This is a genomic window from Kribbella antibiotica, assembly GCF_004349055.1.
GTDB classification, from domain to species: domain Bacteria; phylum Actinomycetota; class Actinomycetes; order Propionibacteriales; family Kribbellaceae; genus Kribbella; species Kribbella antibiotica.
The window spans coordinates 1-11,976 of record NZ_SMKX01000219.1; the positions used below are offsets into that span (position 1 = coordinate 1).

An 11,976-nucleotide genomic window follows, 5' to 3' on the forward strand; every position below is an offset into this window, starting at 1 on the left:
GGGAGTGGGTGGGTTGCCGCCGGCCGGCCAGGCGTGGAAGTTGCCTGCGGCATCGGCCCAGCCCTGCTGGCCGGTGCTCAGGTTCGTGCCGAGGTTGTAGATGTACAGGGCGTCACCGCGGCCCGAGTTGTTGCTGATTTGCAGCGGAATGGTGGCCGGAACGGCCGCCGCCGGAGTAGTGCTGCCGGCGGTGAGCAGACCGGCCGCGGTCACCAGAGCCGCGACGATCGCCGGGAGATGAAGTCTTTTGCGCACAGTTCCTCCTCAGATCTGTCCCAGGAGAAGGCAAAGCACACGGGCGGCGGGGACGGGGGGCGCCGTCCGTCTGAGAGCGCTCTCATAGTCCCGTGAAGTCACCCCAAGCTGTCAACGGTTCACTGTTGTCGGATCTCCGCCAACTTGATGAAATAGCAGTGTGTGATCCATTGAACACACTGAGTCGCCCAAGGTTTCCGTCCGCCGCCGCTCCCCGACATGCGACACCGCATGCAGCGGGAGATCATCAGGCCTTGGGTCGACCAGATCTCAGTGAGGAAGGAAAGCAATGGCAGGCACGATCTGGATCCCGGGAGCTGAGCGGATAGCGCCGTCGTCCCCCGGTGGCACCATCACCTCGAAAGCACCGCCCCGCGTGGTCTGGCACACCACCGAGGCCGATCCCGGTACGTCGTCGGTCTGGTCCGCGATGATCCGGGTACTGAAGAACAAATCCGCCGAGCCGCAGGTCCTCTACGATCCGCTGACCGACCGGCTCGGGCAGTTCATGCCGCTGAACGTCGGCGGCCGCGCACTGCGCAACGACGGCGCGACGATGACGAACCGGGTCGGTCGCGTCTGTATTCAGATCGAGGTGATCGGCCGCTCGGCCAAGCCGTTCACCGGCTACTGGAGACCTGGGAAGAACTTCCGTGCGTTCATGGCCGCAGCGCGGTCCTGGGGTATCAAGGACGTCTGGCCGGCCGGGCCGCCGCCGCGGTTCATCGCCAGTCCGCCCCATAATGTGCCCGAGTCGCCTCGCAGCCGGACCATCTGGCTGAATCGAGGTGGTCATTACGGTCACAGCCACATTCCCGGGAACGACCATGGGGATCCAGGTGGCATCAGTACCACCGCATTGTTCGCCGCCAGTGGCACGACACCGAAGGAGCTGTTCACCGTGGGGCAGTACGAGAACCTGATGCAGCAGATCAAGAACGAAGGCGCCGCCACCCGCCAGGAGGTTCGCCGGCAGGCGATCTGGTCGCTGCGGTACGGCCTGCAGACCGAGGAGGAGCGGGCCCGGGCCGACCGGGCCTTCGACGACGCGATCGACGCCGGAAAGACGCTCGCGGAGGCGATGGCGGACGTCTCGCAGATCATGCAGCCGATCGCCCAGGACCTCGAGTACCGCGCTCGTCAGAACGGATGATTCACCGGGTGTACCGGGCGACACTGGGTAGGTAGGCAGAAACTGTCGGTGGTGTCCGGCACCATCTGTGACATGAGTGGCGCGACGATATTACTGGTGCTGTTGTTCCTGGTGGTGGGTCTGCTGCTGGGAGCCGGATTCGGAGTGCTCTGGGCGCGCGGCCGCGATGGTGCCGCGCTCGCCCGGATCACTGCCGAGCGTGACGCGGCCGAGGATCGGGTCGTCGAGCTGACCCAGGAGCGGACGTCGGTCGGGCAGCAGATGGGCGGCCAGGCCGTGGTCAAGGAAGCCTTGGACCGGCTGCACGTCCAGCTGAATCAGCTCGAGAAGGGCCGCGCGGCCTGGCAGAGCGAGCTGCACCAGCAGGTCAACGAGGTGCGGATCAGCGGCGAGGCACTGCGCCGGGAGACGGCGTCCTTGTCGACCGCGCTCCGAAAACCTCAGGTCCGTGGGCGCTGGGGCGAGCTGCACCTGCGGAAGACGGTCGAGCTCGCCGGGATGGTCGCGCACTGCGACTTCACCGAGCAGGCGACTACGACGGGCTCCTACGAGGACGGCGTGCTCCGGCCCGACCTCGTCGTACGGCTGGCCGGGGGAAAGAACCTGGTCGTCGACTCGAAGGTGCCACTGGCGGCGTTCCTGGAGGCGGCCGAGTCCGACGACCCGGACTTCCAGGAGGACCGGCTGCGGGCGCATGCCCGGCATCTGCGGGTCCACGTCGACCAGTTGGCCGCCAAGGCGTACTGGACGCGGCTGTCACCGTCGCCCGAGTTCGTCATCCTGTTCGTGCCGGGGGAGTCGTTCCTGTCGGCCGCACTCGATGTCGAGCCTTCGCTGCTGGAGTATGCGGCCGAGCGTCGCGTCATCCTGGCAACACCGACGACATTGATCGCGACCTTGCGTGCGGCTGCCTATGCGTGGAACCAATCGGCGTTGACCGAGTCTGCTCAGCAGGTCTTCGAGCTGGGGCGTGAGCTTTATGACCGGTTGTCGGTGATGGGTGATCACCTGGGCCGGGTAGGCCGGTCGCTGACGTCGGCGGTCGAGGCCTACAACGGGACGGTCGGTTCGTTCGAACGCCGGGTCTTCATCACTGCCCGCAAACTCCGCGACCTGCATGTCACCGAAGCCGAGCTCACCGCGATGGAGTCGATCGAAGCCTCCGTCCGGCCGCTGACCGCCCCCGAGTTCCTGGTCGCGGAAGATCAGGAACCCATCCGCCGCTGGCCGGTCACCGATGCACCCCACCAGCCGCCGCTGACGGGGTAGCCCTCCCCAACGAGAAACCGCCTGACCCCGGAGGGATCAGGCGGTTGCCAAGAGCAACGTTTGTCAGCGCGGCTGGCAGTCCATGGCCGGGAAGGAGTAGCCCTTTGCCTTCAGCAGCGGCAGGACCTTGTCGAGCGCCTGCACGGTCTGGCCGCGGTCGCCGCCACCGTCGTGCATCAGGATGATGTTGTGGTTGTGCGCGTTGTTCAGGATGTTCTGCACGATCGCGTTCACACCCGGCCGGGCCCAGTCGCGCGGGTCGACGTCCCAGAGGACCTGGACCATGCCGGCGTCCTTGATGTCCTTGCGGACCTTGGGGTTACTGGCGCCGTACGGCGGGCGGAAGCAGGTCGACTTCGGGCCGTCGAAGATCTGCCGGTGCCGCTCGGCCGCGGAGATCGCGGTCAGCTGCGGGTGCGAGATCGAGTGGCTGCCGATGGTGTTGCCGGAGGCAAGGATCTGCTCGCGCAGGCCAGGGTGCTCGGACTGCATCTTGCCCAGCTGGAAGAACGTTGCGTGCGCACCGTGCTTGGCCAGGACCTCCATGATCTTCGGCGTCCAGTACGGGTCGGGCCCGTCGTCGAAGCTGAAGAACAACACCTTCTTGTTCTTGCCCTTGACCAGGTTGGCGGTCGGGTCACCGGCCGGCTTGCCCGGTGTCGACGGCGGCGCGGCGTTGGTCGGCGTCTCGGTCGGCTCGTTGGACGGTGTGCCGGACGGCGGGTTGTTCGGCGGCGGTGACGTTTGCGTGGTCGCGGCGGCCGGTTGTGGCTGCTGTTCGTGTCCCAGCGCCAGGACCAGCAACGCACCGGCGACGATGACCAGCGCCACCCCGGTCGCGATGAATGCGGCGAACTTTCGGGACATGATGCTCCCTCTCTAGCAGGCGGATGTTCCCCAGTCGCTCCCCCTCAGGAGCCTCACATCCTTCAAGACGCCTCAGCTCCTTCCATGGTTGGCATTCCCATGTTGCGGTGAGGTCTCAGCGCCTTCACAGCCGCCGGTTTCTGCTGCTGCTGTGACCTCGGTCGCACGTGGTGTGGCGACCGTCGCGGGCACACCGCGGTGATAAAGCCTGCCCTCGAGAGCCTTGACACTCGAGACCAGCACGAAGCTCATGCTGACCAGCAGGGCCCAAGCGCCGAACTTCGCCGGATGCACCAGTCGCCAAACATCAACCTGGTCCGGATAATTCCAGGCGTCGAGGAACGTGCCGAAGTTTTCCGCGATCCACAGGAAGAACCCGATCAGCACGAACGACACCGCGAGCGGCATCCGGTAGCGCCGTCCGCCGACGGTGTAGAAGACCCATGCCTTCCGCAGTACCCACAGCAGCGCGACAGCGATCGGGATCCGCAGATCCGGGATCCAGTGATGCGTGAAGAAGTTCGCATAGATCAGTACGGCGAGGATCGTCGTCGCGACCGGACGGTAGCCGCTCACCCGCAGATCGAATCGCCGCCAGGCCTGACAGATGTAGCTGCCGACTGCGGCGTACATGAAACCGGCGAACAGCGGTACGCCGGCGAACTTGGTGACCGCGTCACCCGGGTACTGCCACGAACCGATCTTGACCTTGAAGAGTTCGAGTCCGAGGCCGACCAGGTGGAACCCGAAGATCACCGCGACCTCACGCCACGTCTCCAGCCGCACGACCCAGAACAGCAGCGTCAGGACCAGGCAGTAGATCAGCAGGGCGTCGTACCGGGCGATCGGCAGCTCGACGTATTTGGAGATCGCGAGGCCGGCGAAGAGGAACGCCGGGAACAGGCACGAGACGAGTTCGAGCAGGCCGAACCGCAGGAATTGCAGGCAACCGAACACGAAGCGTGAGCGATCCGGGGCGAGCTTTCTCCAACTGGTCACAGAGTGGAGACGTTACTTGCCCCCGGCTGGTTCGACCCTCCTAAATGAACCGCAAAGGACCGGGAGGACGCCATGGAACCGAAGGTGGTCTACGAGACCGATCGGCTGCTCGTGCGTAACTGGGCGGCCGCCGATGGTGACCGGGTGTTCGACATCTACCGGCGCTGGGAGGTCGCCCGCTGGCTCGGCGCCGACCCGAAGGTGATGACGGACCGGGAGAGCGCGAACCGGGTGATCGACCGATGGAACGAGCGGGGCCAGGAGGCGCCGTACGGGGTCTGGGCCGTCCACGAGCGCGCGACCGGGACCGTCGCCGGGACCGTCCTACTCGTCCCACTGCCGGAGCCCTCGGATGGGACGGCGAGCAAGGGCGAGGTTGAGGTGGGTTGGCACTTCCACCCGGACGCCTGGGGCCGCGGTCTGGCCACGGAGGCCGCGCGCGGTGCGATCGAGCACGGTTTCAAAGCCGGACTCCCACAGATCTACGCCGTCGTCCGCCCCGACAACGGCGCCTCCCTCGCCGTCTGCCGCCGCCTCGGCATGCGCTCCCTGGGCCGGACTTCCCGCTGGTACGACGCCGAACTGGAGTCGTTCCTGCTCTGAATTGGGGCCAAGGCGGTTGACCCGCGTACTCTTGACGCCCGTGGCACTCAGCATCGGAATCGTCGGGCTCCCCAACGCGGGCAAGTCCACCCTGTTCAACGCCCTGACCAAGAACAACGTGCTCGCGGCGAACTACCCGTTCGCAACGATCGAGCCGAATGTCGGGGTCGTCGGCGTACCGGACGAACGCCTGAACAAGCTGGCCGGGCTGTACAACTCGACCAAGATCATCCCGGCCACGGTGCAGTTCGTCGACATCGCCGGGATCGTCCGCGGTGCCTCCGAGGGTGAGGGCCTGGGCAACAAGTTCCTCAGCCACATCCGCGAGTCCGACGCGATCTGCCAGGTCACCCGTGTCTTCCGCGACGACGACGTCACCCACGTCGACGGCAAGGTCTCCCCGGCCGACGACATCTCCACGATCCAGACCGAGCTGATCCTGGCCGACCTGCAGACCGTCGAGAAGGCGATCCCGCGCCTCGAGAAGGAGATGCGCCTCAAGAAGGAGGCCGCCGTCACCCTCGAAGCCGTCCGCGAGGCCCAGAAGCACCTCGAAGCCGGTACGCCGATCATCGCCACGAACGTCGACCGCGACGCCATCCGCGAACTCATGCTGATGACCGCCAAGCCCTACCTGTTCGTCTTCAACTGCGACGCCGACGAGCTCTCCGACGAGCCCCTCAAGCAGCAGATGCGCGACCTGGTCGCCCCCGCCGAAGCCATCTTCCTCGACGCCAAGTTCGAAGCCGAACTCGTCGAGCTCGGCGACGAGGACGAAGCCCTCGAGATGCTCAAGGAGATGGGCATCGAAGAGCCCGGCCTCGACGTCCTGGCCCGCGTAGGCTTCGACACCCTCGGCCTCCAGACCTACCTGACGGCAGGCCCGAAGGAAGCCCGCGCCTGGACCATCAAGGTAGGCGCCACCGCCCCCGAAGCCGCCGGCGTCATCCACACCGACTTCCAGCGCGGCTTCATCAAGGCCGAGATCGTCTCCTACCAAGACCTCCTCGACGCCGGCACCCTCGTCGCCGCCCGCGCCGTAGGCAAGGTCCGCATGGAAGGCAAGGACTACATCATGCAAGACGGCGACGTAGTCGAGTTCAGGTTTAACGTCTGACCTCTGGATCTAGCAAGTAGCAGCTCGGGATGGAGTGACGGCGATGCTCGTCGTGCTGGATACGACCGTCTTCGGGGCTGACCCGATGTGTGCGAGCGATGCTTGGGGCGTTCTGGCGCATGCCGCTGAGGCCTGGGATCTAAAGATCGTCGTGCCGAGTGTGGTGCAACTTGAGGCCGTCGCCGGCTACCAGCGATCGCTTGTCGGACTGCAGACAGCGGCCGAAGGGTGGATGAAGAAGCAGCGGTTCATCGGACTCGGGCTCTCGGCGGCAGCCGATGACCTGGAGATGTCCATTCATGAAGCGGCCGAAAATTACGGGGATCAACTGACGGCGATTCTCGCCGACCTGAACGCAATCATCGTTCCGGTTCCGAATGTCCCGCACTCGGTAGTTGTTGAGCGCGCCGTTTCGCGGAGGAAGCCGTGTAACTCGTCCGGTGATGGATACCGGGACACGCTGAACTGGCTGACCGTGCTGGAGCTTCTGCGCCAGTATCCCGATGATGATCTCTACTGGGTTTCAAACAATACCGGTGACTTTGGGGGCGATTCGGCACCTGAATCCGATCAGGAGCCCGACCCGGTACCGGCGGTGCTTCATGCGGAGCTTCTGGAGGAGCTAGCTGCGGCTGGCTTTTCTGAGCGTGTGAAGTACGCGCATGAGCTGAGGGATATGGTCTCCGATTTGGCTGCGACCTTAGCCCCCGAGCTTCCGCAAGACATGCGGAATCTCCGGAGTCAGCTTCGAGCACAAACATTGACGCGATTCGTTGCTCAAGAGGTACTGCCAGGCGTCGCGCCCTCGATTGTGGTTCCTCGTGAGTGTGCTCTGCCAGTCGATACGATCTGGGCTGAGCTCCTCGCGGTAGGCGAGCTCTCTGATTTCGATTTCGAGATCAGGGGGGCGGCGGGTGGAGACCAGGCGCTGATTGATTTCAAGATCACGGGCGAATCCGTGTTGGTACTTAGTCGGCCAGTCGTTGAGAAAATACCGGCTTCGGCGACTCTATCGCCTGAGGATCAGACCTTCGAGATGCAGATCTCGAAACCATTGGTTTTCCGTGGCTACCTTGCAACGAACTCAGTCGGAAAGCCGCTCGGTGGTGAAATTACAAAGATTGCTAGCCGGGTGGATGATCCGATGCGGGCCGATTGGCACGATAAGGACGTGCGCGATCGGAATCGCTCCGCCCTAAGTGGAACATTCGCCAGAGCGTTGGCTGGTTTCAAGCCTGTCATTGATCCCAAGCTGATTGAATCGATGACCCCAAGCCTGACAGCGGCGATACAAGCGATGCAGCCTAATCTATTTCCGTCCCTTGCTTCGACACTCCATGATCCACAATTCTTGACTGCCTTGCAAAGGGTAGTGGGATCTTTAAAGTTGCCGATGAATGACCCGAAGTACATGGACGACCTGCGGGCAGCGCTGATTACCGGACGGAGTGAGCCGAAGGCTGTAGGTGCTCCGGAGACGCCCGCGAAAGGCGAAAACTTGTCCGAGGGCTCGGAGGTGGCTGTCGCAGATGTCATGCCTGAACAAAAGGGCGACGATGAGACGGGGGAACATCCTGAGTCGGATCTGCTTTAGCCCTACTTTCTAGAGCGAAGAATGTGAGATCACAGGTTGAATGGTAGCGGAACTGGGTCGAGTTCCGCTTCAATGTTTGATACTGCCTCCGGCGTCTAACCGACACCGCCTTCGGCGGCGACTGTTCCATTGGCGCCTCCGGCGCAAGCACGCAAGGCCGGGTCTTACGAGATCTGCTCGATCTGCTTCTGGGAAGACGACGCAGTCCAACTCCGTTGGCCCGACTGGGCAGGCGGTGCCAACAGCCTGTCCCTCCGAGATGCCCAGCGGACCTTCGCGCGCTTCGGAGCTATGGAAGAGCGGTTCGTCAGCAAGGTGCGCAGCCCCGAGGCTGCCGATCGGGTAGACGAAGGCTGGCGGCCGATCGACGTGCGGCAGGATCACTTCGAACCGCGAGGCGTCCAGGAGCGCCCCTGGCCTCCCGACTACACAGTCCTCTACTGGTGGCGTTCCACCTTTTGGAGGCGCAAGTGAGCGCCGTACCGATTCGCTTCCGGTTCGGGTTCCACCCGCTGGCGGAGGTCGGGCTGTGGGGTGGCGACAAGCCGACTCTGCATTGGTTCGGCCTCACTGACGGCTGGTACTGGATCGAGCTGGGGGATGTTCGCCTGCTGAAGTTCGCGGCTGACTACGACATTCCGTACGTCGACTACTACGTCGTACGGCTGTGGGAGGACCTGCTGGCGCTCCTGCCCGCGGCGCTCGAAGACGTGCCGACCGACCTGCTCGGCTTTCTCGAATCCGACGGCCGCGACTGGTGCGACGTCGAGTCCGAAGCAGCTGACGCCGCCATCGATTGCTGGTCCGACCGGAGCCTGAACTTCAGCTACCTCCGCGAGTCGCCAAGCCTTCGCTGCTGGCGAACCGGCAACGACCTCACCATTGACTGGAACGCCCCCACCAACTTCGCCGAGCCCCGAACCCTGCGAACCACAGTCACCGTTGCCGACTTCGTCACCGCCGTCGACGAGCTTCACGCAACCTTGATGGCCGCCATGGAAGCCCGCGCCATCGAAGTCGAAGCCTCCCCACGCGCAGGCGTTGACCTCGACCTTCCCAACCTCCACCGCGAACACCAAGACCGCGCCCAGTGGCTCACCCGCGCCCGCTCTCGCATCCGCACAACCGACTGGACCGCCGTACGAACCGGAGCCACCCAACTACGTCCTGACGCTCATGCGCGACGCGACTAGGTCGAATTCCGCTTACCGCCCAACGGGCATCGCCTCGCCGGACGGCCGGCCCATCACAACTGAACCGTTCGGCCGGTTGCCCGCCTGCGACCACAGCCACCGGCCGATTGTGATGGCCTGGGCGTCCGGCAGCGCCGGGGATGTACCGATGGACGGGTAGTGGTTCGTCCAGCGGCCATTCGCGCCGCGTGCCGGCACAGTCGTTGACGGGTTACTGCGGACCACCACCCGTTGATCGGTACGCCGGACCTGCGCCACTGACAGACCCGTGCTGTGTCTTCGTTCGTGGACAGAACCGTGTTGTCCACGAACGAAGACAAGATTTGCGCGAGCTGTACGAGAGTGGCTGGTTCTGGGTCGTCTATCCGATCGTTGGCGCGGTGCTTTTCTCGTTCGAGTGGCCAGCTGACGGCTTGGGGTCACTCACAGAGAACTGTCCGTGGCGTGGGTCAGGATGGAACCATGGCGGAATCGACGCGTACGGCGGGGGAGCGGCTTCAGTTCGCGGCTCGGGGTGCGGCCGGTGCTCTGCCGGGGGTCAGTGAGGGCCGGCCCTTCGTCGACTCGCTCGACGTCTTCAAGGTGTCCGGGAAGGTGTTTCTGATCGTCACGGACGATCCGGACAATCCGATCGTCACGGTCAAGTGCGAACCGGAGTACGGCGCGGAGCTGCAGCGCGGGTATGCGTCGATCACGCCGGGCCGGTACCTCAGCAAGCGGCACTGGATCTCGATCGGGCCGGGCGAGCGAGTCACCGAGCGGATGGTGGTGGATGCGGTGGAGCACTCATATGACTTGGTCGCCGGTGGCTTGCCGTCGCGCAAGGACAACTGATGGAACCGACCCTGCCGCTGTTCGAGGATGAACCCCATCGTCCGCTGGCTGACCGGATGCGGCCGACGGAGCTTGACCAGGTTGTCGGGCAGGAGCACCTGCTTGCCCCTGAAGCTCCGCTTGGCCGGATGGTCGCGCAGCAACGCCTGGTCTCCGCGGTTCTGTGGGGGCCGCCCGGAGTTGGCAAGACGACGATCGCGCGACTCCTCGCCGATCGCAGCAACCTTCACTTCGAGCCTGTCTCGGCCACGTTCGCCGGTGTCGCCGACCTGCGGAAGGTGTTCGCCGCAGCCCAGCAGAGGCGCACGGTCGGACAGGGCACGCTGCTGTTCGTCGACGAGATCCATCGGTTCAACCGGGCCCAGCAAGACAGCTTCTTGCCGTACGTCGAGGACGGCACGATCGTCCTGGTCGGAGCCACCACGGAGAACCCGAGTTTCGAACTCAACGGCGCACTCCTGTCCCGTACCCAGGTCTTCGTTCTCAGGCGCCTCGACGAGGCCGCGCTGGAGTCGCTCATCGGGCGTGCTGAGGAGCTCACCGGCCGCCCGCTGCCACTCGACGAGACCGCGCGCCATGCCTTGACCGCCATGGCAGACGGCGATGGCCGCTACCTGCTCAACATGGTCGAACAGCTCCAGGCCTTGCCCGCCGCCGAGCCGCCACTCGACACCACCGCGCTCACCCGGCTCGTCCAGCAACGTGCACCGCTGTACGACAAGGCGCAGGAGGGCCACTACAACCTGATCTCCGCGCTACACAAGTCGATGCGCGGCTCGGATCCGGACGCCGCCCTGTACTGGCTCGCCCGCATGCTTGACGGCGGTGAAGACCCGTTGTTCGTGGCGCGTCGCCTGGTCCGCTTCGCCAACGAGGACATCGGCATGGCCGACCCGCATGCAGTCCAGCAGACGCTCGCGGCGTGGGACGTCTACGAGCGACTGGGCTCACCCGAGGGAGAACTGGCGATTGCGCAGGCTGTCGTCTATCTCGCCACCGCTCCCAAGTCGATCGCCGTCTACCGCGGCTTCAACGCCGCCCACCGATCCGCCAAGCGCACCGGCTCCCTGATGCCGCCGGCCCACATCCTGAACGCCCCCACCCGGCTGATGAAGGAACTCGGCTACGGCAAGGACTACCAGTACGACCCCGACACCACCGAAGGCTTCTCCGGCGCCGACTACTTCCCCGAGGGAATGGACCGCGAGGCCTACTACAAGCCCACCCGCAACGGCTACGAATCTCAGATCACCGAACGCCTCCGCCAATGGGCCGCCCTACGAGCCGGCGCCACGCGCCAGAAGGACTAGCAGGGTTGAGGGCGTGGTTCTGAAGCCTGGCTGAAGGTTGGTCTGGAGACTCGAAGCCAAGATGGTTCGAGCAAGGGGGAGTCATGTCGGACTCGTACTGGCGGTTCTGTTACCTAGGGGCGGACGGGGAAGAGGTCTGCCACGATTTGTACGCCGAGTTGGAGCCTGGGCTCGACGAGGTGCTGACCGGGCAGGTCAAGGAGCTGGGCGGACTGCAGGAAGCTGTCGGGCGGGTGACGGATTCCGCCGTGCGGATCAGGCTTGTCGAGGTGCTGGACGATGCGGCGATGCGGTTGAACACCGGGCTGCCCGAAGGATTCGTACTGCGCCGGGCCGATCTGGCGGCGTTCGCAAATCAGGAGGAGTTCTTCGGCGTACCGGGTGTGGTCGGGATGACGCACGTCGACGCCTTCAACACCCTCCGGGCCGAAGGCTACGGCGTGAAAACGGTCTGGGAATGGACCAGTTCCGCCGAAGAGAACACGGTGACCGACCAAAGCCCCACCGGCGGTTCTTTCAACCTCCCACCGACGGTCGTGAACATCTGGGTCCGCACGCTGCCGCCCGAACCGGTGATCCCCGACAAGCCGGTGTTCATCCCGGAATAGCGGACGTGCACCACTGCCCAACCTGTTGTCCGCCTAGTGGAGGGTCGTCAGGGTTCGGGCGGCCTCGTGGACTGCGGTGATGAGTTCCGGTGGGGAGAGGGCGATGGCGTTGCCGGCCTGGGCTAGTACGGCGGCGGTGGCCTCGGTGGGGTTTTCGAGGTCGGTGTGGAGGAT

The 11,976-nt window shown here is 64.8% G+C and carries 12 protein-coding genes and 1 pseudogene; 10 read left to right on the forward strand and 3 right to left on the reverse strand.

Translation table 11 applies throughout. From position 1 onward, the window contains the following. A pseudogene (locus E1263_RS39620) lies at positions 1 to 255 on the reverse strand (sugar hydrolase); the annotation flags it as partial. A gap of 289 nt (positions 256 to 544) precedes the next feature. Here E1263_RS39620 and E1263_RS39625 point away from each other — a divergent pair. Continuing rightward, entirely contained in the window at positions 545 to 1,408 is an 864-nt protein-coding gene (locus E1263_RS39625; protein WP_132177138.1) for a hypothetical protein, read from the forward strand. A gap of 72 nt (positions 1,409 to 1,480) precedes the next feature. Then, on the forward strand, positions 1,481 to 2,677 hold the full coding sequence (locus E1263_RS39630; protein WP_132177140.1) for a DNA recombination protein RmuC: 1,197 nt from the start codon (positions 1,481 to 1,483) through the stop codon (positions 2,675 to 2,677). A 63-nt stretch (positions 2,678 to 2,740) separates the two neighbouring features. Here E1263_RS39630 and E1263_RS39635 read toward each other — a convergent pair whose 3' ends face one another. Both E1263_RS39635 and E1263_RS39640 read right to left on the reverse strand, forming a co-directional pair. After that, on the reverse strand, positions 2,741 to 3,544 hold the full coding sequence (locus E1263_RS39635; protein ID WP_132177142.1) for a polysaccharide deacetylase family protein: 804 nt from the start codon (positions 3,542 to 3,544) through the stop codon (positions 2,741 to 2,743). 72 nt (positions 3,545 to 3,616) lie between these two features. Further along, the gene (locus E1263_RS39640; protein ID WP_238161992.1) at positions 3,617 to 4,543 is read right to left on the reverse strand and encodes a DUF817 domain-containing protein; all 927 of its coding nucleotides are present in this window, start codon (positions 4,541 to 4,543) and stop codon (positions 3,617 to 3,619) included. A gap of 72 nt (positions 4,544 to 4,615) precedes the next feature. Here E1263_RS39640 and E1263_RS39645 point away from each other — a divergent pair, with 72 nt between their 5' ends. The 8 genes from E1263_RS39645 (at position 4,616) to E1263_RS39680 (ending at position 11,802) form a co-directional block, all read left to right on the forward strand. Continuing rightward, complete coding sequence (locus tag E1263_RS39645) at positions 4,616 to 5,146, forward strand: GNAT family N-acetyltransferase (RefSeq protein ID WP_132177144.1); 531 nt, start codon at positions 4,616 to 4,618, stop codon at positions 5,144 to 5,146. A gap of 40 nt (positions 5,147 to 5,186) precedes the next feature. Beyond that, positions 5,187 to 6,263, forward strand: coding sequence for a redox-regulated ATPase YchF (ychF, locus tag E1263_RS39650; protein WP_132177146.1), 1,077 nt, complete (start codon positions 5,187 to 5,189; stop codon positions 6,261 to 6,263). A 43-nt stretch (positions 6,264 to 6,306) separates the two neighbouring features. Continuing rightward, entirely contained in the window at positions 6,307 to 7,857 is a 1,551-nt protein-coding gene (locus E1263_RS39655) for a PIN domain-containing protein (RefSeq protein ID WP_132177148.1), read from the forward strand. Positions 7,858 to 7,986: 129 nt separating this feature from the next. Further along, entirely contained in the window at positions 7,987 to 8,331 is a 345-nt protein-coding gene (locus tag E1263_RS39660; RefSeq protein WP_132177149.1) for a CPCC family cysteine-rich protein, read from the forward strand. Beyond that, positions 8,328 to 9,050, forward strand: a complete 723-nt coding sequence (locus E1263_RS39665; RefSeq protein WP_202869279.1) for a DUF5984 family protein — start codon at positions 8,328 to 8,330, stop codon at positions 9,048 to 9,050. The genes E1263_RS39660 and E1263_RS39665 overlap by 4 nt, the downstream gene beginning before the upstream one ends. Positions 9,051 to 9,512: 462 nt before the next feature. After that, positions 9,513 to 9,884, forward strand: coding sequence for an MmcQ/YjbR family DNA-binding protein (locus E1263_RS39670; RefSeq protein WP_132177151.1), 372 nt, complete (start codon positions 9,513 to 9,515; stop codon positions 9,882 to 9,884). Continuing rightward, positions 9,884 to 11,194, forward strand: a complete 1,311-nt coding sequence (locus E1263_RS39675) for a replication-associated recombination protein A (RefSeq protein ID WP_132177153.1) — start codon at positions 9,884 to 9,886, stop codon at positions 11,192 to 11,194. The genes E1263_RS39670 and E1263_RS39675 overlap by 1 nt, the downstream gene beginning before the upstream one ends. Positions 11,195 to 11,277: 83 nt before the next feature. Further along, positions 11,278 to 11,802: a PASTA domain-containing protein gene (locus E1263_RS39680; protein WP_132177155.1), complete on the forward strand. Its 525-nt coding sequence runs from the start codon at positions 11,278 to 11,280 to the stop codon at positions 11,800 to 11,802. The last annotated feature ends 174 nt before the right edge of the window (positions 11,803 to 11,976 follow it).